We start from the raw sequence: 23,726 nt of genomic DNA on the forward strand, positions 1-23,726 counted from the left end.
TCCGGGTCAGTCGTCGTCGCCGAGGACCGGTTCGGGGAGCGTTCCGGCGTTGTGCTCCAGCAGGCGCCAGCCGCGCGCGCCCTCGCCCAGCACCGACCAGCAGCAGTTCGTGAGGCCGCCGAGGCCCTCCCAGTGGTGCGCCTCCAGGCCGAGGAGGCGGCCGATGGTGGTGCGGATCGTGCCGCCGTGGCTGACCACGACGAGCGTGCCGCCGTCGGACAGCTTCTCCGCGTGGCCCAGCACCACGGGGGCGGCCCGGTCGGCCACCTCGGTCTCCAGTTCGCCACCGCCGCGCCGCACCGGCTCGCCGCGCTTCCAGGCGGCGTACTGCTCGCCGTACCGCCCGACGATCTCCTCGTGGGTCAGGCCCTGCCACTCCCCCGCGTACGTCTCGCGCAGCGCGGGGTCGTGGTGGACCTGGTGACCGGTGAGCGCGGCCAGCTCGGCCGCCGTGTCGGAGGCGCGCCGGAGGTCGGACGCGATGATCGCGTCCGGCTTCAGCGCCGCGAGCAGCCGGGCCGCCCGGCGCGCCTGGGCGACGCCCGCGTCCGTCAGCTCGATGTCCGTGGTGCCCTGGAACCGGCGTTCCAGGTTCCAGGAGGTCTGGCCGTGCCGCCAGAGGACGATCCGGCGGCCCCTGCCGCCCTTGCTGCCGTTCAGCTCAGCTCACCGTCCGAGGCGGCCGGACCGGCCGCGCCCTCGGCGCCGTCCACGCCGGTGAGCCGGGCGTGCTCCTCCGCCTTGCCGCGGGTCTTCACGGCGTCCTCGGGCAGAGGCAGCTCGGGGCAGTCCTTCCACAGCCGCTCCAGGGCGTAGAAGACACGCTCCTCGCTGTGCTGGACGTGGACGACGATGTCGACGTAGTCCAGCAGGATCCAGCGGGCGTCGCGGTCCCCCTCACGGCGGACCGGCTTGGCGCCGAGGTCCTTGTTCAGCCGCTCCTCGATCTCGTCCACGATCGACTTGACCTGGCGGTCGTTGGGCGCGGAGGCGAGCAGGAAGGCATCGGTGATCGACAGCACGTCGCTGACGTCGTAGGCGATGATGTCGTGCGCGAGCCGGTCGGCAGCCGCCTGGGCGGCGGCGGTCACGAGCTCGATGGAGCGATCGGTGGCGGTCACATGCAGGCTTTCGTCGGCGGTCCAGAACACTCCCAGGGTCTCATGCACCGCCGACGGCCCGGCAAACCCTTACTTCCGGGCCACCGCCCGCGCTCCCGGACGGTGGCCCGTGACCCGGTACGGCGGCCCGTCCGCTACCCCGCCTCGTAGTCCTGCCCGAGGACAACGGTGACGTCGGCGGTGGCCGTCGCAGTGCCCTTCGTGACGGCGCTCGCGGGCAGCCCCAGGGTCTTGGCGACCTCCTCGGCCTTCACCTTCTGCGCCGCGTCCCCGTAGGTGACCTGCGAGGACGACTCCGTACCGGCCGTGCCGCCGTCCACGACGGCGTACCCGCCATTGATCAGCGCGATCCGCGCCGCCTCGGTGGCGTCCTGCTCCCCGGAGGCGTTCCGGACGCCGACCCGGACGGCCGCGCCCTGGTCCGGCGGGCTGACCGAACCGCCCAGGATGTCCTTCACCACACCGCCCGTGGCCTCCTCGGCGAGGGTGCCGTCCTCCCGTACGGGCAGCAGGGCGGTCTTGTGGTCACCGACCTTGGCGTACTCGGCGAGCTTGGCGAGGGAGGCGCCCAGGTCCTTCTCGGGGAGGGACGGGTCGAGGATCTGCGCCAGCGTCTGGACGGTGACCGTCGCGGACTGCGGGTCGCTCGGCATCTTGCGCAGGACGCCCTGGACGACCTGGCCGAAGCGCTGCAGCTGCGCGGCCTCGGCCTCGCCGGAGCCGCGGTGGGTGGCGTACGCGACGGCCATGCGGCCGTTCAGTGTCTGCTTCTCGCCCTTCGGTACGAGGGGCGCGTCGCCCTTCTTCGCGCCGGGGACCTCGGTGTCCGTGCTGACCTCGATGCCGCCGACCAGCTCGACCAGGTTCTCCAGGTACGGGGTGTCGAGCCGCCAGGTGCCGGTGATCCTGGTGCCGAGCAGGGCGCCGACGGCCTCCCTGGTGCCGGCGGAGCCGTCGTCGTCCACGGACTTGGCGAGCGTGGTGGTGGTGCCGTCGTCCTGGGCCACGGAGAGGGAGTTCGGCAGCAGGACGGTGGTGCCCTGTTTGGTGGTGGTGTTGTCCACCAGCAGCGCCGTGGAGGTCTCCTCGTTCTTGGTGTTGTGCAGGTGCAGGACGATGACGTCCCGCTTCTGGGGGCCGCTCGCGGTGCCGCCGCGGGTGGTGGTGTCGTCGGAGACCCCCGGGATCAGGCCGGCCGACCACAGGTAGCCGACACCGCCGGCGGCGGCGAGGGCGAGGACGACGACGAGGGCGACCAGCCGGTTGCGACCGCGCCGTTTGGCCTCCTCGCGGCGCTCGGAACGGCTCTCGCTGAACTTGAGCCAGTCGATGACGTCTTCGGAGTCCTCGTCGGGGTCCTCCACGAATGAGAACTGCTCGGTGCGGTACTCCCGGTCCGGTTCCGCCCCGGCCGCCGCGGGCCTGCGCTGTCCGGGCACGGCGGCGGACGGGGACGGCGTGGCGGACGCGGGCGGGCCGGCGGGCTCCGGGGCGGTCTCGTCCGGCCGGGGCCGCGGCACCTGCCGGGGTACGGACTGTTCCGCCGGCGGCGGCTGCGGGTGCGGCTGCTGCTGCGGGGGCGCGGTGTCGTACCCGGGGGCGGCGTAGCCCTCGTAGCCGTACCCCTGCTGGGGGTACGCCGGGTCGTAGGGCTGCTGCCGGCCGCCGTACTGGTCGTAGCCGTAGGACTGCTGGTGCTGCTGGTGCTGCGCGTACGGGTCGTACCGCTGCGACGGCGACTCCTGGTACTGCGACTCCTGGTACTGCGCGTCCCGGTACTGCTGGTCCTGGTACGGGGGCTCCTGGTAGGGAGGCTCCTGGTACTGGGGGTCCTGGTACTGCTGGTACACCGGCTGCCCGTAGGCGTCGTAGCCGACGATCTGCGGCTGCGGCGGCTGGTACGGGTCGTACGGGTTCTGCTGGTCGTTCACCGGTGCCCCTCTCCGTGGCTCATTCGCCCCGGTACAGCTGGCGCTTGTCGATGTAGCGCACCACGCCGTCCGGCACCAGATACCAGACCGGATCGCCCGCGGCGACCCTGGCCCGGCAGTCGGTGGACGAGATGGCCAGCGCCGGCACCTCGACCAGCGAGACCCCGCCCTCGGGCAGACCGTCGTCCGACAGGTCGTGGCCGGGGCGGGTCACCCCGATGAAGTGGGCGAGGGAGAACAGCTCCTCGGCGTTGCGCCAGCCCGGCATGATCTGGGACAGCGCGTCCGCCCCGGTGATGAAGAACAGGTCCGTGTCCTCATTGAGGTCACGCAGGTCCCGCAGGGTGTCGATGGTGTACGTCGGCCCGCCGCGGTCGATGTCGATGCGGCTGACCGAGAACTGCGGGTTGGACGCGGTGGCGATGACCGTCATCAGGTAGCGGTCCTCCGCCGGGGAGACGGCCTTGTGGCTCTTCTGCCACGGCTGCCCGGTCGGCACGAACACCACCTCGTCGAGGTGGAACAGGGCGGCCACCTCGCTGGCGGCCACCAGGTGTCCGTGGTGGATCGGGTCGAATGTCCCACCCATCACGCCGAGTCGGCGCTTACCGGAGGTGGTGGGCACGTGCTGGTCTCCCATGCGTGCAGAGCCTACTGGCAGGGCGCCGCGGGCGGTCCCGGCGGTCGCCGGGAGCCGGCTCAGCGGTCGCGGTTGAAGCGGGTGGTGATCCACAGCAGCAGGAGCAGGACGACGAGGGCGCCGCCACCGGTGATGTACGGGCTGAGGCTGGCGTGGCGGTCGGCGTGCTCGCCGCCCTGGGCGAGCGTGACCAGACTGGCGGCGGTGGTGGGGAGGCTCATCTTCGGCAGGACCTATCCATCGGAGTCGGAGCGGAGACTTCGCGCACATCGTATGCGGGCCGTCCGGGCACGCTCACGCCGACTCAGTCGTTGTCGTCGGAGTCGCGGCGTCCTGGCGGTGCGATCCGGGCGGGCGGGGGCGGCCTCCGCGGTTGTCCACAGGCCCGGCCGCGCCGGGGCTCCAGCGCCTACGCTGGGGGCCGTCAGGGGGACGAGGCACGGTCTCGTACGAGGAGGGGGCAATCATGACCGACAGCGGTCACGACCATCACGACCGGCAGGGGCAGGACCGGGCGCCGAGCCGGCAGCGCCGGAGGTTCCCGGGCATCTCGTCCCGGGCCTACGAGCACCCGGCGGACCGGTCCGCGCTCGTCGCGCTGCGCAAGCTCAGCGGCTTCGACACCGTCTTCAAGGCGCTGAGCGGGCTGCTGCCGGAGCGCAGCCTGCGGCTGCTGTTCCTGTCGGACTCGGTGCGGGTGAGCGACGCGCAGTTCGCCCACCTCAACACCATGCTGCGGGACGCCTGTTACATCCTGGACCTGGAGAAGGTCCCGGCGATGTACGTGACGCAGGACCCCAAGCCCAACGCGATGTGCATCGGCCTGGACGAGCCGATCATCGTCGTCACCACCGGGCTGGTGGAGCTGCTGGACGAGGAGGAGATGCGCGCGGTCGTCGGGCACGAGGTGGGGCACGCCCTGTCCGGCCACGCGGTGTACCGCACGGTGCTGCTGTTCCTCACCAATCTGGCCCTCAAGGTCGCCTGGATCCCTCTCGGGAATGTCGCGATCATGGCGATGGTGACCGCGCTGCGCGAGTGGTTCCGCAAGTCGGAGCTGTCCGCCGACCGGGCGGGTCTGCTGGTGGGCCAGGACCTGAGGGCCTCGATGCGCGGCCTGATGAAGATCGCGGGCGGCAATCACCTGCACGAGATGAACGTGGACGCGTTCCTGGAGCAGGCGGAGGAGTACGAGGCCGGGGGCGACCTGCGCGACTCGGTCCTCAAGATCCTCAATGTGCTGCCCCGCTCGCACCCCTTCACCACGGTGCGGGCGGCCGAGCTGAAGAAGTGGGCCGAGAGCCGCGACCACCAGCGGATCATGGACGGCCACTACCCGCGCCGCTCGGAGGACAAGGACACCTCGGTCACGGACTCGTTCCGCGAGTCCGCCTCGCACTACGCCGAGACGGTGCGCGGCAGCAAGGATCCGCTGATGAAGCTGGTCGGCGACATAGCCGGCGGCGCGGGCGACCTCGGCGGCCGGCTGCGCGACCGCTTCACGGGCGGCGCCAACGGCTCGGGTGGCGGTGCCAACGGCTCGGGCGGTGCCAATGGCTCGGGCGGCTCCGGGGGTGACGGCACCGGCCGGGCGTAGGCGTCACGGGACCGCCCCTCCCGGGGGCCCGGGCACAGGCTCAGGCACCCCAGGGCCCGGGCCAGCCGCCCCGGCGACAGGCCCCACCCCCGGCCCCGCCCCCCGCCGGGCCCGGGCGACAGGCTCAGGCGCCCGGCCGGGAGGGCTGGGCGTCCGGGGCCAGGGCGCCGCAGAGGGCGAGGGCGCCGCGGTCCCCGGTGGCGTACGGGTCGGTGACCGCGGGCCCCGCCGGGGCGGGCGCCCGCCGGCCGGCCGGCAGCGGGTGCAGGGCGTCCGAGGGGTCGTCCGCGCAGGACTGCGGGCCCGCCCGCACCCAGCCGGCCAGCACCTCCGCCCGGTGCATGCGCAGGTCCTCGCGGTCGAGGCGGAAGGTCATCTCGCGCCGCACGGTGAACAGCGACGCCGGGGCGTCCCGTCCGGTCCCGGCCGGGCGCACCGCGTAGACGAGCGTGTGGTCGGACGAGACCTCCAGGAGGTCCGGCTGCGGCTCGTCCACCCGCAGGGTGCCCCGGACGCGCGCGGTGGGGTCCGCGAGGGCCACCTCCGCCGGGTCGAACCGGACGAGCCAGCCGGTCGCCGCGTGCCGCCCGTCGTCGGAGGGGCTCTCGACGCTCCGGTCGAACTGCTCCATCTGGTCGGGGTCGAGCAGCAGCCGCACCTGGCGCACGGCGTGGCCGGTCAGCACGTCCGGGTCGAGGGAGGAGAGCACCAGATAGTCCTTCACCGTGCTCAGGGCGGTCATCACCTGGCTCTCCGAGAAGTGGGCGGTGCGCCGGACGGCGGGCAGGGTGATGCCCGCGGCGCCCCGGCGGAACTGGGCGGCCGGGCTGCGGGCGTACAGCTCCTCGGGTGTCCCGCCCGGGACGGCGCCTTGGGGGGCGAGCGGCACGACGGCCGCCCGCAGGGGTTCGGCGCGCCGGTCGCCGGCGGGCGGCGGGGCGTTGCGGGCGCTGAGGAAGAAGACGGAGGCGAAGGCCACGACGAGCACCAGCAGGAGGGCGAGGGCGCCGTTGAGGGAGCGGGAGCCCGAGCCGGGGCCCGGGGCCGGGTCCGGGTACCCGGCGCCCCAGGCGGGGCGGCTGCGCACGGCGTCGGTGTGCTCGCCCAGGCGTTCGCGCGCGGAGTACTCCTGGAGGCGGGCAGCCCGGACGAACGACTCGTCGAAGACGACGGACCCGTACTCGTCCTCACCGCCGCCGGGGACCCCCTCGGGGGTCCCCTCGGGCGGGTCGTCGCGGCCTGCCATACCTTGAGGGTGGGTCGTACGGGCCTTCGGTAAACGCTCCGGTGCGCGACAGCGTACGGATGGGCTCAGGTACGGAGGGGCTCAGGAGGCGTGCCGGACGGGCTCCGGAGGCGTGCCGGACGGCTCAGGGCGTCCCGGAGGCCGCGGGCACGGGCAGGACGCCATAGCCGGCGGACGTGGGGCCGGAGCCCGGCGCGGGCGCGGCCGGTGCCGGGCCGGGCGGCGGGGTGTCGATGCCGCTGGTCGCGGGGGCCGGTACCTCCCCGTCGCCGCCGGAGGAGGAGCCCCGGTAGACGGCGGCGAAGGCGAGGGCGACCATGCCGACGCCCATCACCACGGCGAGGATCCAGGCGACCGGCCGGTGCCACCGGGAGCTGGGCCGGTAGGGGCGCAGGGCGCCGCCGTGGGCGCCGTAGGGGCCGGGCTCACCGGCGGCGTGGCCGTATCCGCCGGCGTACCGCCCGGGCCGGGCGCCGGGTCCGTACCCGTCGGGGTACCGCTCGTGGTGGAAGCCGTCGTACGCCTCGTCGGCGGGGTCGTACGGATCGTCGTCGGCGGCCCCGCCGCCCGCTCCGGACCGGGCCGCCTCGGCGTCGGCGCGCGCCTGGGCGGCGGCCAACAGCCGGTCCACGGCGGTCGGTTCGTGGAAGAGGGCCGCCCGGACGAAGTCCTCGTCGAACACCACGGAGGCGAAGTCCTCGTCGGCGCCCCCGCGGTCGTCGTCGGGCTCCCAGCCGTCCGGGAACGGCCTGCCCCCCACGTCGTCCGGCACGTCTTCAGGGTAGACCGAGGCGGTGGTTCTGGACAGGGAGAGTGCGAACTCCGCCCGCCCGTCCGGGGCGGCCCGGCCCGGCGGCGGCTACCGGGTGTGACCGTCGCCGGTGACGATGTACTTGGTCGACGTCAGCTCCGGCAGGCCCATGGGTCCCCGGGCATGGAGCTTCTGGGTCGAGATGCCGATCTCGGCGCCGAAGCCGAACTGGCCGCCGTCGGTGAACCGGGTGGAGGCGTTGACCGCGACCGTCGTGGAATCGACCAGCTGGGTGAAGCGCCGGGCGGCGGCCTGGGAGGTGGTGACGATCGCCTCGGTGTGGCCGGAGGTCCACAGCCGGATGTGCGCCACGGCGGCGTCCAGCGAGTCGACCACGGCGGCGGCGATGTCGTACGACAGGTACTCGGTCTCCCAGTCCTCGGCGGTGGCCTCCACGACGGTGGCCTTGGAGGCACCGGCGTAGGACCGCACCCGCTCGTCGGCGTGGACGGTGACGCCGGCCTCGGCGAGGGCGTCGAGGGCGCGCGGGAGGAAGGCGTCGGCGATGTCCTGGTGGACGAGGAGCGTCTCGGCGGCGTTGCAGACGCTGGGGCGCTGCGCCTTGGAGTTGATCAGGATGTCGACGGCCATGTCGAGGTCGGCCTGGGCGTCGACGTACACATGGCAGTTCCCGGTGCCGGTCTCGATGACCGGGACGGTGGACTCCTCCACGACCGTGCGGATCAGCGACGCGCCGCCGCGCGGGATCAGCACGTCGACCAGGCCGCGGGCGCGCATCAGCTCGCGGACCGAGTCGCGGGACTCGCCGGGCACGAGCTGTACGGCGTCCGCGGGCAGCCCGGCGCCGCCGACCGCGTCGCGCAGGACCCGTACGAGGGCGGTGTTGGACGAGTACGCGGAGGACGAGCCGCGCAGCAGCACCGCGTTCCCGGACTTCAGGCACAACGCGGCGGCGTCGACGGTCACATTGGGCCGGGCCTCGTAGATGATGCCGACGACGCCGAGGGGGACGCGGACCTGCCGCAGGTCGATGCCGTTGGGGAGGGTCGAGCCGCGGACGACCTCGCCGACCGGGTCGGGCAGCGCGGCCACGTCCCGGACGTCGGCGGCGATGGCCCGCACCCGCTCGGGGGTGAGCGTCAGCCGGTCGATGATCGACTCGCTCGTGCCGGCCTCGCGGGCCCGGGCGACGTCCTCGGCGTTGGCCTCGACGATCTCGGCCGTGCGGACCTCCAGCGCGTCCGCGATCGCGAGCAGCGCGTCGTCCTTGGCCGCGCGCGGGAGTGGCGCGATTTCGGCGGAGGCGGACCTCGCCCGGTAGGCGGCGCGGGCGACGGGCGTCATGTCGTCGAGGGGCGTCACCGAGGGCGTCACGGGCGGGGTGGAGGAGGCGGAGGCGTGCGACGAGGTCATACTCGCAGCGTAATGCGCTCCCGGCGGGCATCCTTCCCATATCCCGCACTGCGAGACGGCGCCCGGCGCACGGGGCAGGGCCGCACCACCCCCCGGCACCCCGGTGACCTGCGGCGCCCGGGGCCGGGCCGCACCACCCCGGCACCCCGGTGACCTGCGCGGATGCCGTCAGCAGGGGATGCCGTCAGTAGGGGTGTACGCCCACGGGGGCGGCGGGCGGCGGGCCGTACCCCTCCGCGATCCGCAGGTGGTACGTCTCGCGGTCGATGACCTCCAGGCCGACGATCTCCCAGGGCGGGAGGTTGGCGCTCAGCCGGTGCTCGCCCCAGAGCCGGAGGGCCACGGCGGCGGCGTCGTGCAGGTCGCGCGCCTCCTCCCAGTACCGGATCTCGGCGTGGTTCCCGGCGTACCGGCTGGTCAGCAGGAAGGGGTGGTCGTGCGCGAGCTGCTCCAGGGCCCGTCTGACGTCCTGCAGCGGGGCCTCCTGGCCCGAGACGCTGAGGGTGATGTGCCAGAGCTTGGACAGCGGGCGGTCCGGGGTGCGCCGCTCCGGTGCGCCCGCCCCCTGCCGGGCCGCCGCGCCGCCGTCGAGGGCGGCTTCGTCGAAGTCGGCCCCGGCCTCGACACTCGTCAAGGCGCGTTCGGCCGTCCCTCGGGGCAGAGCCCCTGGGCGCGCTCGTCTCACCGGCGGCCTCCTGTTTGTGCGTCTTGTGCGTCGTGGTGCGTCGTCGTGCGTCGAACGTCGTGCCTCGTGAAGCGTTGTCGTGCGTCGTCGTACGTCGTCGTGCGTCGCGTTCCGGGCCGGCGCGCGTGCGTCGTGGTGCCTTCTCCCCGCTTACCCCTGAGACAAAGTTGACCAGTCCTGCGCGGCACATGGGGCCGTTTTGGTGAAGGTCTCCGGCGGATGGCGGGAGTTTCAGCCGTTCTAGGGGCGCTCTAGGGCTGGAGCACGACGAGATCGTCCCTGTGTACGACCTCCCGCTCGTACGCCGGGCCCAGCTCCTTCGCCAGGTCCCGGGTGGACCGGCCCAGCAGCTGCGGGATCTCCCGGGCGTCGAAGTTGACCAGGCCCCGGGCGACGGCCCGGCCCTCCGCGTCCCGCAGCTCGATCGGGTCCCCGGCGCCGAACTCCCCCTCGACGGCCGCGACGCCCGCGGGGAGCAGGGACTTGCGGCCCTCGACGACCGCCCGCACCGCGCCCTCGTCCAGGACCAGGGCGCCCTGCGGGGTGGAGGCGTGCGCCAGCCACAGCAGCCGGCCGGCGGAGCGGCGGCCGGTGCGGCGGAAGTACGTGCCGGTGTCGCGGCCGGCGAGGGCGTCGGCGGCGCGGCTCGCCGAGGTGAGGACGACGGGTACCCCGGCGGCGGCGGCGATCCGGGCCGCCTCGACCTTGGTGACCATGCCGCCGGTGCCGACCCCGGCCTTGCCGGCCGAGCCGATCTCGACGCCCTCCAGGTCGGCCAGTCCGCGCACCTCGGCGATCCGGGAGGTGCCGGGCCGGGAGGGGTCGCCGTCGTAGAGCCCGTCCACGTCGGAGAGCAGCACCAGCAGGTCGGCCCGCACCAGGTGGGCGACGAGCGCGGCCAGCCGGTCGTTGTCGCCGAAGCGGATCTCGTCGGTGGCGACCGTGTCGTTCTCGTTGACGACCGGCACGGCGCCCATGGCCAGCAGCTGGTCGAGGGTCCGGTAGGCGTTGCGGTAGTGGGCGCGGCGGCTGGTGTCGTCGCTGGTGAGCAGCACTTGGCCGACGCGTACGCCGTACCGGGCGAAGGAGGCGGTGTAGCGGGCGACGAGGAGCCCCTGCCCGACGCTGGCGGCGGCCTGCTGCCGGGCCAGGTCCTTGGGGCGGCGGGCCAGGCCGAGCGGGGCGAGCCCGGCGGCGATGGCGCCGGAGGAGACCAGGACGATCTCCCTGGCCCCGCCGTCGCCTTCGCCGCGGACCTTGGCGAGTACGTCGACGAGCGCGTCGACCCGGTCGGCGTCGAGCCCGCCCGACGCGGTCGTCAGGGACGAGGAACCGACCTTGACGACGATCCTGCGGGCTTCCGTCACGTACTGCCTTGCCACTGTCACAAGGGAAAATCTATGTCAGCGGCGCGGTCCGGCGCGCGCGCATTCCAGCCGCTGGACAGCGCCCGGACCCCGCCCGGAACGACCCCGGAACGCCCCCGGAACGCCCCCGGAACGCCCCCGGAACGACCCCGATGCGCGTCCGGCGGCCGGTCAGCCGGCCGTCCGGGGCCGGCCGGCCAGGCGCAGGGCGCGGCCCGCGAGCCGCCGCGCCCGGCGGCGTACGGCGGTCAACGCGCCGGGGGCGTCCCGCAGTTGGTACGCCGCGTCGGGGATGCCCGCCGCCGGGTCGCGGAAGTGCGGGTACGCCAGGTAGGTGCGGCCCCACCGGCGCACGTGCTCCGGCTCGGCGCCCTCCTGGAGGCAGGCGGCGATGTCCAGCAGCGCGCCGGGCCGGTCCAGCGCCACGCACGTCAGGCGCAGCCGGTCCTCGGTCTTGAGGCGGCGGGCCAGTCCGGGCGTCCAGTGCGCGGCCATCAGCGGGGCGGCCAGCTCCATCTTGGCGAGCAGGATGTCGCGGGGCTGGCGCAGGACCACGGGGCCGAACTGGGGCAGCAGGGTGACCGTGAACGGCCGCATCATCAGCAGGTCCCGGTGCTCGCCGGGCGGTACGTGCGCGGCGATCAGGCGCATCAGGGCGCGGGCCGAGTCGAAGCGGGGGACGTAACCCCCGGTCTTCGTCAGGTGTTTGCCGTCCTCGCGGCCGACCAGGTAGTAGCAGGTGTAGTCGGCGACCACCGAGACCCCGTTGCCGCGCAGGTACGCCTCCAGGGTGAACAGCGCGTCCTCGCCGGTGCGCAGCGACTCGTCGAACCGCATGCCGTGGGCGGCGAGCAGCTCGCGGCGGAACAGCTTCTGGGCGCTGAGGGTGTACTTGACGTTGGAGCGGTAGATGTCGGCGCGCTCGACGGTCTCCTTCCATATCGACTTGGCGGCGTTGCGGTTGACGCCGATGGTCCGGCCGAGCACCACGTCGGTGCCGGCCCGGTCGGCCATGGCGACGAGCCGTTCCAGGGCCTCCTCGCCGAGGTGGTCGTCGGCGTCGAGGAAGAAGACGAACCGGCCGCGGGCGAGGGCGAGTCCGGTGTTGCGGGGGCCGCTGGGGCCGCCGGAGTTGGCCTGGCGCACCACGCGGGTGCCGACCTTGGAGCGGGCGGCGAACTCCTCCAGGTACTCCCCCGTGCCGTCGGTGGAGCCGTCGTCGACGGCGACGATCTCGATGCGGTCGGCGCCGAGCGTCTGGGCCTCGACCGACGCGAGGCACTTCACCAGGTAGGGCATCGCCTCGTAGGCCCCGATGATCACGCTGACATCGGGAGTGTTCTCGTTCACGTCCGTCATGGTGCCCGGGGGGCCGTCGCGGGGAGTGACGGCACGCACGACGGCCCGTAAGTGCTCCTCGGACGAGGGACTTACGGGCCGCCGGGTGTACGTCCGCGCTGTACGCGGGAGGACGACGCTTTACGCGAGGGGTGCCGGGGCTCAGGTGGCCACCGGGGCCTCCTCCGCGCCCTTCTCGGCCACCGTGCCGAGGGCGGCGCCCGGGGGTTCGGCGCCCGCGCCGTCGGCCTCCTGGTCCAGCTCGCCGAGCCGCTGGCCGGCGAGCCGCTGCGCGACGCCCTGGTTGCGGGCCTCCGCCCGGGCGGTCAGCGTCCGCACCGCGGCGTTGAACCGCTCGATGGACGTGGGCTCGTCGGCGCCGAGCAGGTACCGCTTGAGCCGCCCGCGCTCGGCGGCCAGCCGGTCCGCGGCCGGGTCGGCGACGGCGGCGAGCAGCTCGTCCAGCTCGGCCGCGCTGTTGGTGAGGATCACCGCGGCCCGGACGGCCGTGTTCTGGCGCCGGAACTCGTCGGCGCCCAGCCCGGCGGAGTCCGTCACCGCGTACGGCTTGCCGCTGGCGATGAAGTCGGAGACCACGCTGGAGATGTCGGACACCATGCCGTCGGCCTCGTTGAAGCAGTCGTAGAGCACCGGCTCCGGGCCGGTGACGGCGCGGTGCTCCCACCAGCCGAAGGAGCGCCAGTAGGCGTCGTTCCACTCGGCCCGCAGCCGCTTGATGGTGGCGAGGCGCTCCGGGTCGGCGAGGGAGACCCGCGACTCCTCGGCCTCGTCGCCGCCCTTGCGGCCGGGTGCGGTGAGCCGCGCGAGGCGGGTCTCGATACGGGTCAGCTCGGCGCGGGCCTCCGCCTGGGCGGACTCGGCGGCGGCGGCCTCCCGCGCCCAGCGCGGGTCGCCCGCGCGGGCGGCGTTGGCGGCGGCGACCATCTTCTGGATGCGCTCGTCGACGGCCTTGGCCTTCTTGTTGACGAGCCCGGTGAAGGGGTGCGGCTTGTAGATCACGCGCACCGGGTGCGGGGCGTCCAGCAGCCGCTTCATGATGTTCTCGCCGGCCAGCAGCAGCGAGGTGTTGCCGGGGTTGTTGTCCCAGCCCTCCCAGGTGGGGGCGTACAGGATGGTGGGGATCGGGTTCCGGGTGGTGCCGGTCCAGGTGGTGATCGGCGCGAGCTGCGGGCGGCCCACCTCGACGATGTCGTCGTCGCGGACGCCGACGTCGGCCAGGGCGTACCGGTCGCGGCCGGCCCGGCCGGCGGTCCAGACCTCGTCGTACACCTTGGAGAAGGGGTTGACGCTGGCGAGCTTGTCGCTGTCGCCGTGGCCGATGAAGACGTGCTTCATGGTCGGGACGCGCAGCATGTGGATGTTCTTGCCGACGTTGGCCGCGTACAGGGTGACCCGGACCGACGAGAAGTCCATGGCCATCAGGTGCTGCCCGCCGGGGACGCAGAGGATCGGCACCGAGGTGGGGTTGAGCTTGGGGACCAGGGTGCGCTCACGCATGATGATCAGCGGGCGGCCCTCGGTCTGCTCCATCGTCTCCAGCCACATGTTGACCTGGTACGCGGAGTCGTCGGAGCCGGAGAAGTAGAGGGCGACCGTCGGCTGGTACTCGCCCAGCCAGGTGCCGACCGCCTTGAGGACGGCGCCCGCGCCGGGCACCCGGCGCCGGCGGCGCAGGTGGGGGACGAGGACCAGGGTGTAGAGCAGGCCCAGCGCGAGGGTGGTGGCGACGCCCGCGTACCCGATGGCCTCCCGGCCGGTGGCGACGGCGGCGATCACGCCCGCCATGGCGGGGATGTCGAGGTGCAGCATCTTCTCGGCCGAGCGGCTGAGGAGCGCGTGCGGCGGGGCGTCGGGGATGCGGACCGCGTTGAGGTCGATGTTGCGGGTGACGACCGGCATGGTGCGGCGCAGCCGGATCAGGGTGGCGAGGGCGCCCTGCGGGGCCTGGAGGCCGTAGAAGAGCAGGAAGCAGGCGACCGCCGCGTAGAACACCGGCTGCTCGGCGAGGCCCTCGCGGGCGAGCAGGAGGATCAGCAGGAGCTGGCGCAGCAGGAAGCGGATCGACAGGCCGGCCCTGACCTTGCTCAGCCGGTTGATCAGGTAGCTGTTCTTCTGGTGCAGGTACCAGTCGGCGAGGTAGGTGACGGCACCGGCGGCCGCGAAGAACCAGAGGTTCGGCAGGAGGGCGGCGAGCATCACGCACGGATAAGCCAGTCCCATGAGGGCTGCCGCGGCCAGCTCTGCCGCACTGCCCACGCGTGCCAGGCGAATGGCGGTCGAAATCACGAAGAACCTGCTCCAGGAGGGGGTGCCGGTTTTTTCACATGGACATCGGTCACGTGAAGGTGGGGGACTTCACGGGCCGGCTTTACGCAAGACTTATGGCTGGTGTTTCACGAACTCGGGCCTCTGCATTCGCACATGGCGACACAGAGGCCCGAAGAGCACATCTGGTGAGTATTACACATCTTCCTGTCGGTCCAGTACCGAGGCGAGGGCCTGCTCGAAGCCCGACGCCTCACCGGCGCCCCGGGTGGGGTCCTGCTGCCGTACGTCGATGACGTGGCCGGTCAGCTCGGAGAGCAGGACGTCCAGCGACGTACGGGCCACGGCCTCGGAGGACAGCAGCGAGCCGGCGGGCTCCTGGCCGAACGCCTTGGTGCGCATCGGGGTGGCGGTGCGCTCCGGGTTGACGCAATTCACCCGGATTCCGTCGCCGGCCCATTCGTCGGCGAGGGCCTGGGTGAGATTCACCATGGCGGCCTTCGTCGAGGAGTAAAGGCTGTACTCGGCGCGGCCGCGGGTGTAACTGGAGGAGGTGTAGAGCAGGAGTTGGCCCTTGCTCTCGACCAGGTATTTGTACGCGGCGCGCGCGATCTGCACGGGCGCCAGGTAATTGACGTTCAGCGCTTCCTGAATGGTCGCGGTGTCGGTCTCGGCGAGCTTTCCGATGCGCAGGACGCCGGCCGTGTTGATGACGTAGTCGATGCGGCCGCTCTCGGAGTACGCCTTGGCGAGCGCCTCCTCGACGTGCTCGGGGTTCTCGACGTGCGTACCGGTGGTGGAGCGGCCCAGCGCGTACACCGTGGCGCCGAACCGCTCGGCGAGGGCGGCGATGTCGGCGCCGATGCCGTACGAACCGCCGAAGACGACGAGGGTCCGGCCGGACAGCAGCTCGCGGTAGGCGGCCTCGTCGGTCTGGCGGGGGGCGGCGGTGGAGGCCAGCTGGAACAGCTTGTCGGCGATGAAGACGTCGACGGGCTGGGTGACCTTCATGTTGTACTCGTCGCCCGCGACGACGTAGATCGGCACGTCCGGCAGGTACTTGAGGACGACGCTGCAGTCGTCGGTCGCCTGGAAGTTGGGGTCGCCGGCCGCGACCTCGTACGCCCGCCGGATCGTCGACAGCTTGAACGCCTGCGGCGTCTGGCCGCGCCGGAGGCGGGAGCGGTCGGGGACGTCGGTGATGAACTCGCCGTCCTCGCCGTGGGTGCGGGTCACGATGATGGTGTCGGCGGACGGGATGGCGACGTCGACGGCCTGGTAGCGGTCGAGGGCGTCGACGCAGTCCTTGATGACGCGCTGTGACAGCAGCGGCCGCACCGCGTCATGGAAGAGGACGTTGAGGTCCTCACCTTCGGCGAGGCCCTCGCCGAGCGCCTCGATGGCGCGCTCGGTGGTCTCGTTGCGGGTGGCGCCGCCCTCGATGACGCGGGTGACCTTGGTGAGTCCCGCCTTGGCGATGATCTTCTCCACGTCGGGCACGAAACCCGGCGCCATCAGCACGATCACGTCGTCGACCGACTCGGCCTGCTCGAAGATCGTCAGCGTGTGCTCGATGACCGCCTTGCCCGCGATCTTCAGCAGCTGCTTCGGGATCGCGAGACCCACGCGCTGGCCGGTACCGCCGGCGAGCACGACAGCTGTGGTGCGGGTCTTGGCTTCATGCGGCGCTGACACAGAACGACCTACCTTGCGACGACTGGGGGACGGGGCTGATGGTCGCACTCTCCGTTACCGTCTCGCAAGGCGGACAGAAGGCGCCCCGCACCCGCGGGACACCTGGTGTTCACCGTGTGGCCAGGGAGAGCGGACGGGCGCCGGAGCGGGGCCCGGTGAGCGACATCACGCGGCCGGTTTGTCGGCCACGCTGAGGACGAGATCGTTGGCGGCGCTGTGGAACAGCTTGATCAGAACCCGCTCGCGGGGCCTGCCCGTGAGCTTCCCGAGCACGTCGCGGACCGGGCCCAGCGGGTGCTTCTTGCGCTGCTCGACGGCGGGGTACGGGAAGAGGGAGCCCTTCTCCACGACGTCGTCGAGGACGCGGGCGAGGCGCACCGGCCCGGCGTCCGGGGCGGGCCGCAGCCACAGGTCCCACACATCGTGCGCATCCTGCTGCCGGGCGGCAGGGGCGGTGCAGGAGAAGGCGAACCGGAAACCGCCGCCCCCGGCCGCCGTCCCCGGGAAGGCCAGCTCCAGCGGGGCCTTGCCCCGGCGGCGCAGCAGCAGGACCGGTTCGGCGCCGGGCACGGCCGCCGTGCCGTACAGCCGGGCGGTCAGCGTGATCGTCCCGTCCTCGATCCGGACGTCGCCGGCCTCCGCGTGGCCGGGGCGCACCCAGGAGCGCAGGTGCAGGGCGCCGCCCTTCGTGTACGGGACGAGCTGGCGCACCGGCTCCCCCGGGACGGTCCGCCCGGCCGCGCGCATCGCGCCGCGCTGGTCGATCGCCCGGGTGGTGACAGGGAGCGGCCCGCCGCCCCCGGCCGGCTCCAGCCGGACCGGGTGGACGCCCTCGGCGAACGGGGTGCCGGCCGGGACGGTCGCGGTGCCGTGGCCGTCGAGGGGGAAGGTGTGGCCGCCCGCCACCAGCCGGGCGCCCGCACGCGGGGTGAGCAGCGTCACGGTCACGGTGCCGTCGGCGGCGACCGCGCAGTCCGCGACGGTGCCGGCGCCGGGGGCGGCTGGGCCGGGGTGGGCGCCCGCGCGGTGGGTGGCGGCGGCGCCCAGCTCGGCGAACAGCTCCTCGTACTGCTTGGCCACGGGGCCCGGGTCGAAGCGCCGGGCGTTGGCGCGGGCGGCGGCCCCCATCCGGCGCCGCAGCTCCGGGTCGTCGACGAGCCGGAGCAGGGCGGCGGCGATGGCGTCGGTGTCGCCGACGGGGACGAGGACGCCGTCCTCGCCGTCCTCGATGATCTCGCGCGGCCCGTAGTCGCAGTCGGTGGACACCACCGGCAGGCCGCACCGCATCGCCTCGACCAGCGTCATGCCGAAGGACTCGTGGCGTGAGGTGGACACCGCGACGGCGCCCTTGACCCACTCGGGCTCGATGGGCGAGCGCGGCCCCATGAGGTGGACGCTGTTGTAGAGGCCGAGCCGGTCGATGGTCCGGCGCAGCCGGTCCTTCTCGTTGCCCCACCCGCAGATGCGCAGGGTCCACTCCGGGCGCTGGGCGACGACCTTGCCGAACGCCTCGATCAGTACGTGGTACTGCTTCTCGGAGGCCAGCCGCCCGGCCGCCACGATCGTGGTGCCGGAGGTGTCGGAGGGCGGGACGACCGGCTCGGGCACGCTGTTGGGGATGGCCAGCACCCGGGTGCCGGGCAGCGGCAGATGCGTCCGCCAGGAGGCGGCGTCGCCCTCGGAGACGGTGACGAACGCGTCGACCTTCTCCAGGAAGGCGGCCATCTCGGCGCGCAGGGCGGGCTTGTGGTGGTTGTGCGTCATGTGCTCCTGGCCGATGAGCACGGCGTCGCGGGGCCCGAACGCCGCGACGTACGCGACCAGTCCGGGCCGGGTGCCGATGACCACGTCGGCGTCGGCGCCCGCACCCGCGTAGTGGTCGCGGACGCGCTCGTCGGTGAGGCGGCTGTACTCCCGGTAGCGCGCCTCGTTCACCGGGAAGTGCTCGGCGGGCATGAGGTGCCGCTCGTGCTTCTGCTCATTGCCGGGGGACGCGGGCCGGGTGTCGACCAGGGGTACGACGGTGATGCGCGGGTCGATCGCGAAGAGCGGCTCGTCGCGGTGGCGGAACACCGAGACGATCTCCACCTCGTGGCGCCCGGCGAGCTCCTCCGCGAGGTTGAGCGTGGTGCGGATGGTGCCGCCGATGCCGTAGATGGTGTGGATGAGGAAGGAGACCTTCATCAACGCTCCGTTCGAATCAACCGGGACACCTGCGGTCCCGCCCCCGGAGTCAAGACGGTGATCCTTGGCCACAGGTTGTCCGGTCGGAGCGATGTAAACCGGATTTTCCTACGCTATTCCGCCCGCTCACCCCACCGCAGCCGGCCGAACACCCACCGTCACACCCTCCCCCACACGCACAAGGCACACGCACAAGGCGCCCGGCCCCGCACAGGGGGCCGGGCGCCTTCCGGTGGCGCGGAGGGATCAGAAGGGGTCGAAGCCGTCGAACTCGCGGTCCGCCTCGTCCCGCTCCGCCTGGCGGTCCTTGCGGCGCTGCGCGGCGGGGCGCGGAGCCTCCATGCGGTGGTCCTCGCCGCGGCGGCCGAGCATCTCGGCGCCCGCCATCATGGTGGGCTCCCAGTCGAAGACGACCGCGTCCTCCTCGGGGCCGATGGCCACGCCGTCGCCCGCGCGGGCCCCGGCCTTCATCAGCTCGTCCTCGACGCCGAGGCGGTTGAGGCGGTCCGCCAGGTAGCCGACGGCCTCGTCGTTGTTGAAGTCCGTCTGGCGCACCCAGCGCTCCGGCTTCTCGCCGCGCACCCGGAAGAGGCCGTCCTCCTCCTGCGTGACGGTGAAGCCCGCGTCGTCGACGGCCTTGGGCCGGATGACGATCCGGGTGGCCTCCTCCTGGGGCTTGGCCGCGCGCGCCCGGGAGACGATCTCGGCCAGCGCGAAGGAGAGCTCCTTCAGGCCCAGGTGGGCGACGGCCGAGACCTCGAAGACGCGGTAGCCGCGCTCCTCCAGGTCCGGGCGGATCATGTCGGCGAGGTCCTTGCCGTCCGGGATGTCGACCTTGTTGAGGACGACGATCCGGGGGCGGTCGTCGAGGCCGCCGTACTGCCGCAGCTCCTCCTCGATGACATCCAGGTCGCTGACGGGGTCCCGGTCGGACTCCAGCGTCGCGGTGTCGAGGACGTGCACCAGGACCGAGCAGCGCTCCACGTGGCGCAGGAACTCCAGGCCGAGACCGCGCCCCTGGCTGGCGCCCGGGATGAGCCCCGGCACGTCCGCGATGGTGTAGACGGTCGAGCCCGCGGTGACGACGCCCAGGTTCGGGACGAGCGTCGTGAAGGGGTAGTCGGCGATCTTCGGCTTGGCGGCCGACAGCACGGAGATCAGCGAGGACTTGCCGGCGCTCGGGTACCCCACCAGCGCGACGTCCGCGACCGTCTTGAGCTCCAGGACGACGTCGCCGGAGCGCCCCGGCTCGCCCAGCAGCGCGAAGCCGGGCGCCTTGCGGCGGGCCGAGGCCAGCGCCGCGTTGCCCAGACCGCCGCGTCCGCCGTCGGCGGCGACGTACGAGGTGCCGTGGCCGACCAGGTCGGCGAGGACGTTGCCCTGCTTGTCCAGGACGACCGTGCCGTCCGGCACCGGCAGGATCAGGTCCTGGCCGTCCTTGCCGGACCGGTTGCCGCCCTCGCCGGGCTTGCCGTTGGTGGCCTTGCGGTGGGGCGAGTGGTGGTAGTCCAGGAGCGTGGTGACCGACTGGTCGACGACCAGGATCACATCGCCGCCCCGGCCGCCGTTGCCCCCGTCGGGGCCGCCGAGCGGCTTGAACTTCTCACGGTGGACGGAGGCACAGCCGTGGCCTCCGTTACCCGCGGCGACATGCAGCTCGACGCGGTCCACGAAGGTGGTCATGTTCTGTGCCTCCAGTTACGACAGTGACGTACGACTTACGTGCTAACACGCGAAAGGCGGACCCGCTTCCCGTACGGGAAGTGAGGTCCGCCTCCGCGAAAGTGGATCAGGCAGCGGTCGGAACGATGTTCACGACCTTGCGGCCACGGAAGGTGCCGAACTGCACCGCACCGGCCTGCAGCGCGAACAGCGTGTCGTCGCCGCCACGGCCCACGCCCGAGCCGGGGTGGAAGTGGGTGCCACGCTGACGGACCAGGATCTCACCGGCGTTGACGACCTGACCGCCGAAGCGCTTCACGCCGAGCCGCTGAGCGTTGGAGTCGCGACCGTTCCGGGTGGACGATGCGCCCTTCTTGTGTGCCATGTCTCCTCAGTCCCTTACTTCGCAGCCGTGGGGATCGTCGTGACCTTGATCGCCGTGTACTGCTGGCGATGGCCCTGACGACGGCGGTAGCCGGTCTTGTTCTTGTAGCGCAGGATGTCGATCTTGGCGCCCTTGTGGTGGTCCACGACCTCGGCCTGGACCTTGATGCCGGCCAGCACCCACGGGTCGCTGGTCACGGAGTCGCCGTCGACAACGAGCAGGGTCGAGAGCTCGACCGTGTCGCCAACCTTGGCAGTGGAAATCTTGTCAACCTCAACGATGTCGCCGACAGCAACCTTGTGCTGGCGACCACCGCTGCGCACGATGGCGTACACGCGGATCTCTCTCTCGCTCGGAACGGGAACCCCTGATGCCAGCCGCCCGCACGGACCGGCGAGGGTCCGTGACAGTCCGGGTGGGACGAGCGGCCTCTCCGGATCGCGGACCCGGAGGGAGGTGCTCAGGAGTTGGCGCGCATGGAAACACGCCGACGGTCAAGGTTACGGTCCCCGCTCGTACCGGTCAAACCGGCCGGACGCCACCCGGCTGGCCGTATGCTCGCCGGGCGAAGACGCAGTCCCGGGAGCCGGAAGGCAGAGCACAGTGAACTACAGGGTCCAGCCCACCGCACAGGTCGCCGACAGCGCCGAGATCGGCGCGGGGAGCAGCGTCTGGGAGCTCGCGCAGATCCGCGAGGACGCGAGGCTCGGCGAGGGCTGCGTGATCGGCCGCGGCGCCTACGTCGGTACGGGCGTACGGATGGGCGACAACTGCAAGCTCCAGAACTACGCCCTGGTGTACGAGCCGGCGGAGCTGGGCGACGGCGTCTTCATCGGCCCGGCGGTGGTCCTCACCAACGACCACAACCCGCGCTCGGTGGACCCCGACTTCAAGCAGAAGCGCGGCGGCGACTGGGAGGCCGTGGGCGTACGCATCGCCGACGGCGCCTCGATCGGCGCCCGCTCGGTGTGCGTGGCCCCGCTGGAGATCGGCCGCTGGGCGATGGTCGCCGCGGGCGCGGTCGTCACGAAGGACGTGCCCGACTTCGCCCTGGTCGTCGGCGTCCCGGCCCGCCAGGTCGGCTGGGTCGGCCGCGCGGGCGTCAAGCTCACGGAGCGCCCCGCGGAGCCGGGCGTCTGGGAGTGCCCGCAGACGGGCGCGCTGTACGAGGAGAAGGACGGCACGCTCACGGAGCGCTGACGAGGGGCCGCGCCCCTGGGCAATCGTCCCGCTGGGGCGGATGGGGGTCCGAACCGGGGTGGTCACCTCGCCGCTCCCGTTGTGGGCAGTCGTCCCGCAGGGGCGATGGGGGTCCCCCCTGCTCGAGCGAAGCCGAGAGCTTGGGGGAGGGTGGGCACAACGGGGCCCCCGCGTTGTGGGCATTCGTTCCGCTGGGGCGGAACGGGTGGGCACAACGGAACGGGGCGGTGCCTGTTCCTGGGGTGCGCCCGGGGCGGTGCCGGTGGGTGGGGGCGGGGCCCCTCCGGGCTCACCTCCTCGCGGTCGGCGGGTTACCCGACCGGTCGGGTGACCGTGCGACGCCGCCGATCCGCTGCGGGGGCGACCCTGCACGGCCCCACCCCGGCCGTCGGCCGACTGCGGCTCGTGGGCACAACAGCGCCGGCCAGGGTGCCGCTCAGGCGGAGGTCCAGGCCTCCAGGGCCAGGCCCGGTTCGGGTTTCTGGCGGGCTATGCGGAGGGTGCCGTCGGGGGCGAACGCGGCCATCACGACCCGGCCGCGGCCGTCGAGGGCCAGGGCCGGGGCGCCCACGCAGGGGTCGCCCGTGAGGGTCCAGGTGGCGCCGAGGGCCTCGTCCTCCGTGGGGTACGCGGCGAGGGCGGGCCGCCCCGTCGCGGCGTCCCGGCGGGCCATGATCGTGCAGTCGTGGCCGTCCACGGCGGTACGGAGCAGCGCCACCGGGCCGGTGCCCGCACCCGTACCGAGGACCGCCGGGGCCTTGGCGTCGGGGCGCCAGGCCCGGACCGTACCGTCGTCGGCGTCGTGCCAGTAGTGGGTGAGGCGCCCGGGGCCGGTGTTCTCCGAGGACAGCGACCCCGCCTCGGGGCGGGCCGGGACGTCCTCCGCCCGCTGGAACTTCACGCCCTTGGTCTCCTGCGTCCAGCGCAGCACCCGGTCCTCGGCGGGCGCGACCAGCTCCATCAGCCCCTCGGGGGTGATCGACGCCCGGATGGGCCCCGTGATCCCGCTGCCCTTGAGGTCGGCCCACTTGTTCCACTTGCCCGAGGGCACGGAGGAGCGCCCGCAGATCCCGCCGCCCACGTTGCGGACGAAGACGTGCAGGGAGCCCTCGGAGTCGACGACCGCCGCGGGCGTGCCGATCCGGGCGGCGTGCTCGGGGTCGTCGGGGTAGGGGTTGCCGACCACGGCCCAGTCGCGCACGGCGAGGCCCGACTGGTACTGGAGGGCGAAGACCACGTCGGTGGCGGGGGTGCCGTCCGCGAGGCGGGAGCGGCGCAGTCCGACGAGGTGGACGTAGCCGTCGGCGCCCTGGGCTATGGAGAGGTGGGGCTCGATGCCGGGCGCCGGGATGGTCTCCGGACCGGTCCACCCGGGTCCGCCCGGGTGCTGCTCGGTCCAGCGGAGCACGGCGCCGTCGACCGGGGCGTACGCCGTGAGGCGGCCGTCCTTGCCGCGCACCAGCCAGCCGGTGGTGGCCGGCAGCGAGGAGTCGGGGAGCGGGGTGCCGCCGGGCCTCGCCGCGCCCCGCCGGGACGGGGCGTCAGCCGGACGCCTGGACCTCCGCGCGGACCACACCGCCATGGCTCACCGCCGACCTTCCCCTGAACAGTACGAACAGTTCACGCGCACGCTCCCCCGAGCTTGCGCGACGATAGCATTCGGCCGCCCCTTCCCCAGTCCCCCGGAAGGCGCACACCACGCGCCCGCGTGGGACCCTCGTACGGTGCTGACTCTCCTGGTCGTGGACGCCGCGAACGTCGTCGGTTCGGTGCCGGACGGCTGGTGGCGGGACCGCCGCGGGGCCGCGGAGCGGCTGCGTGACGCGCTGGTGCCGGTGGCGGACGGCGGGGTGGCCGGGCTGCCCGGCCCGCTGGACGTGGTCCTGGTGGTCGAGGGGCGGGCGCGGGGCGTGGAGCCGGTGCCGGGGGTACGGGTGGAGGAGGCGCCGGGCAGCGGGGACGACCGGATCGTGGAGCTGGCGGCGGAGGCGGCCGCGCGGGGGTGCCCCTGTGTGGTGGTGACCGCCGACCGGGAGCTGCGCCGGCGCGTGGCGGAGCACGGCGCCGAGTGCCTGGGCCCCCGCTCCGTACACCCGCGCCGTCCGTGAGCCCCACCGCGCCCCACCCACAAGCACCACCCGCACAAACCCGCACCCCCGCGCGCCCCGCGCGCAACGCGCCCCCCGCACCGCCCGCACCCGCGC

Annotated in this window: 21 protein-coding genes; 3 read left to right on the plus strand and 18 right to left on the minus strand. The window is 73.2% G+C overall.

Annotated features, from left to right (window positions below; translation table 11 throughout):
• Nucleotides 1–6: 6 nt before the first annotated feature.
• From ACF08D_RS09540 to ACF08D_RS09560, 5 genes are all read right to left on the minus strand, one after another.
• The gene (locus ACF08D_RS09540; RefSeq protein ID WP_392222345.1) at nucleotides 7–660 is read right to left on the minus strand and encodes a histidine phosphatase family protein; all 654 of its coding nucleotides are present in this window, start codon (nucleotides 658–660) and stop codon (nucleotides 7–9) included.
• On the minus strand, nucleotides 657–1,121 hold the full coding sequence (gene rsfS, locus ACF08D_RS09545; RefSeq protein WP_392221988.1) for a ribosome silencing factor: 465 nt from the start codon (nucleotides 1,119–1,121) through the stop codon (nucleotides 657–659). The genes ACF08D_RS09540 and rsfS overlap by 4 nt, the downstream gene beginning before the upstream one ends.
• 134 nt (nucleotides 1,122–1,255) lie before the next feature.
• Nucleotides 1,256–3,052 (minus strand): LytR C-terminal domain-containing protein, encoded by a 1,797-nt coding sequence (locus ACF08D_RS09550; RefSeq protein WP_392221989.1) that lies wholly within the window; start codon nucleotides 3,050–3,052, stop codon nucleotides 1,256–1,258.
• A gap of 19 nt (nucleotides 3,053–3,071) precedes the next feature.
• Nucleotides 3,072–3,692, minus strand: a complete 621-nt coding sequence (nadD, locus tag ACF08D_RS09555) for a nicotinate-nucleotide adenylyltransferase (protein WP_392221990.1) — start codon at nucleotides 3,690–3,692, stop codon at nucleotides 3,072–3,074.
• A gap of 59 nt (nucleotides 3,693–3,751) precedes the next feature.
• Nucleotides 3,752–3,913: a hypothetical protein gene (locus tag ACF08D_RS09560; protein WP_167536410.1), complete on the minus strand. Its 162-nt coding sequence runs from the start codon at nucleotides 3,911–3,913 to the stop codon at nucleotides 3,752–3,754.
• Nucleotides 3,914–4,158: 245 nt separating this feature from the next.
• Between ACF08D_RS09560 and ACF08D_RS09565 the strand changes: the two genes are divergently transcribed.
• Nucleotides 4,159–5,289, plus strand: coding sequence for a M48 family metallopeptidase (locus ACF08D_RS09565; protein WP_392221991.1), 1,131 nt, complete (start codon nucleotides 4,159–4,161; stop codon nucleotides 5,287–5,289).
• A gap of 124 nt (nucleotides 5,290–5,413) precedes the next feature.
• On the opposite strand, the gene ACF08D_RS09570 is transcribed toward ACF08D_RS09565, so the two are convergent.
• The 12 genes from ACF08D_RS09570 to rplU form a co-directional block, all read right to left on the minus strand.
• Complete coding sequence (locus ACF08D_RS09570; RefSeq protein WP_392221992.1) at nucleotides 5,414–6,535, minus strand: hypothetical protein; 1,122 nt, start codon at nucleotides 6,533–6,535, stop codon at nucleotides 5,414–5,416.
• A 124-nt stretch (nucleotides 6,536–6,659) separates the two neighbouring features.
• Nucleotides 6,660–7,307: a hypothetical protein gene (locus tag ACF08D_RS09575; RefSeq protein WP_392221993.1), complete on the minus strand. Its 648-nt coding sequence runs from the start codon at nucleotides 7,305–7,307 to the stop codon at nucleotides 6,660–6,662.
• 87 nt (nucleotides 7,308–7,394) lie between these two features.
• A complete protein-coding gene (locus ACF08D_RS09580; protein WP_392222346.1) occupies nucleotides 7,395–8,651 on the minus strand; it encodes a glutamate-5-semialdehyde dehydrogenase in 1,257 nt (418 codons plus the stop codon).
• A gap of 253 nt (nucleotides 8,652–8,904) precedes the next feature.
• Entirely contained in the window at nucleotides 8,905–9,405 is a 501-nt protein-coding gene (locus ACF08D_RS09585) for a hypothetical protein (RefSeq protein ID WP_392221994.1), read from the minus strand.
• Nucleotides 9,406–9,656: 251 nt separating this feature from the next.
• Entirely contained in the window at nucleotides 9,657–10,772 is a 1,116-nt protein-coding gene (gene proB, locus ACF08D_RS09590) for a glutamate 5-kinase (protein WP_392222347.1), read from the minus strand.
• Nucleotides 10,773–10,943: 171 nt separating this feature from the next.
• A complete protein-coding gene (locus ACF08D_RS09595) occupies nucleotides 10,944–12,131 on the minus strand; it encodes a glycosyltransferase family 2 protein (RefSeq protein WP_392221995.1) in 1,188 nt (395 codons plus the stop codon).
• A 141-nt stretch (nucleotides 12,132–12,272) separates the two neighbouring features.
• Nucleotides 12,273–14,327, minus strand: a complete 2,055-nt coding sequence (locus tag ACF08D_RS09600) for a hypothetical protein (protein WP_392221996.1) — start codon at nucleotides 14,325–14,327, stop codon at nucleotides 12,273–12,275.
• A 264-nt stretch (nucleotides 14,328–14,591) separates the two neighbouring features.
• Entirely contained in the window at nucleotides 14,592–16,091 is a 1,500-nt protein-coding gene (locus ACF08D_RS09605) for an SDR family NAD(P)-dependent oxidoreductase (RefSeq protein ID WP_392221997.1), read from the minus strand.
• 165 nt (nucleotides 16,092–16,256) lie between these two features.
• Nucleotides 16,257–18,275, minus strand: a complete 2,019-nt coding sequence (locus ACF08D_RS09610) for a glycosyltransferase family 4 protein (protein WP_392221998.1) — start codon at nucleotides 18,273–18,275, stop codon at nucleotides 16,257–16,259.
• Between the two features lie 246 nt (nucleotides 18,276–18,521).
• A complete protein-coding gene (gene obgE / locus ACF08D_RS09615; protein WP_392221999.1) occupies nucleotides 18,522–19,958 on the minus strand; it encodes a GTPase ObgE in 1,437 nt (478 codons plus the stop codon).
• A 106-nt stretch (nucleotides 19,959–20,064) separates the two neighbouring features.
• Nucleotides 20,065–20,322, minus strand: coding sequence for a 50S ribosomal protein L27 (rpmA, locus tag ACF08D_RS09620; RefSeq protein ID WP_156694431.1), 258 nt, complete (start codon nucleotides 20,320–20,322; stop codon nucleotides 20,065–20,067).
• A gap of 14 nt (nucleotides 20,323–20,336) precedes the next feature.
• A complete protein-coding gene (rplU, locus tag ACF08D_RS09625) occupies nucleotides 20,337–20,657 on the minus strand; it encodes a 50S ribosomal protein L21 (protein WP_168439164.1) in 321 nt (106 codons plus the stop codon).
• A 268-nt stretch (nucleotides 20,658–20,925) separates the two neighbouring features.
• On the opposite strand from rplU, the gene ACF08D_RS09630 reads away from it, so the two are divergent.
• Nucleotides 20,926–21,522 (plus strand): acyltransferase, encoded by a 597-nt coding sequence (locus ACF08D_RS09630; protein ID WP_392222000.1) that lies wholly within the window; start codon nucleotides 20,926–20,928, stop codon nucleotides 21,520–21,522.
• Between the two features lie 436 nt (nucleotides 21,523–21,958).
• On the opposite strand, the gene ACF08D_RS09635 is transcribed toward ACF08D_RS09630, so the two are convergent.
• Nucleotides 21,959–23,104 carry a hypothetical protein gene (locus ACF08D_RS09635; protein ID WP_392222001.1) on the minus strand — a complete coding sequence of 382 codons (1,146 nt, stop codon included), beginning with the start codon at nucleotides 23,102–23,104 and terminating at the stop codon, nucleotides 21,959–21,961.
• 142 nt (nucleotides 23,105–23,246) lie between these two features.
• On the opposite strand from ACF08D_RS09635, the gene ACF08D_RS09640 reads away from it, so the two are divergent.
• Entirely contained in the window at nucleotides 23,247–23,630 is a 384-nt protein-coding gene (locus ACF08D_RS09640; RefSeq protein WP_392222002.1) for an NTP pyrophosphohydrolase, read from the plus strand.
• Nucleotides 23,631–23,726 lie beyond the last annotated feature (96 nt).

The organism is Streptomyces sp. NPDC015131 (genome assembly GCF_043079975.1).
In the GTDB taxonomy this organism is placed as follows: domain Bacteria; phylum Actinomycetota; class Actinomycetes; order Streptomycetales; family Streptomycetaceae; genus Streptomyces.

Bases quoted from the DNA above. Each gene is read 5' to 3' on its own strand.
- ACF08D_RS09580 (WP_392222346.1), bottom strand. From the start codon at position 8,651: ATGACGCCCGTCGCCCGCGCCGCCTACCGGGCGAGGTCCGCCTCCGCC.
- ACF08D_RS09595 (WP_392221995.1), bottom strand. From the start codon at position 12,131: ATGACGGACGTGAACGAGAACACTCCCGATGTCAGCGTGATCATCGGG.
- obgE (WP_392221999.1), bottom strand. From the start codon at position 19,958: ATGACCACCTTCGTGGACCGCGTCGAGCTGCATGTCGCCGCGGGTAAC.
- ACF08D_RS09635 (WP_392222001.1), bottom strand. From the start codon at position 23,104: ATGGCGGTGTGGTCCGCGCGGAGGTCCAGGCGTCCGGCTGACGCCCCG.
- ACF08D_RS09610 (WP_392221998.1), bottom strand. From the start codon at position 18,275: ATGAAGGTCTCCTTCCTCATCCACACCATCTACGGCATCGGCGGCACC.
- ACF08D_RS09565 (WP_392221991.1), top strand. From the start codon at position 4,159: ATGACCGACAGCGGTCACGACCATCACGACCGGCAGGGGCAGGACCGG.
- ACF08D_RS09570 (WP_392221992.1), bottom strand. From the start codon at position 6,535: ATGGCAGGCCGCGACGACCCGCCCGAGGGGACCCCCGAGGGGGTCCCC.
- ACF08D_RS09600 (WP_392221996.1), bottom strand. From the start codon at position 14,327: ATGCTCGCCGCCCTCCTGCCGAACCTCTGGTTCTTCGCGGCCGCCGGT.
- rpmA (WP_156694431.1), bottom strand. From the start codon at position 20,322: ATGGCACACAAGAAGGGCGCATCGTCCACCCGGAACGGTCGCGACTCC.
- nadD (WP_392221990.1), bottom strand. From the start codon at position 3,692: ATGGGAGACCAGCACGTGCCCACCACCTCCGGTAAGCGCCGACTCGGC.
- ACF08D_RS09560 (WP_167536410.1), bottom strand. From the start codon at position 3,913: ATGAGCCTCCCCACCACCGCCGCCAGTCTGGTCACGCTCGCCCAGGGC.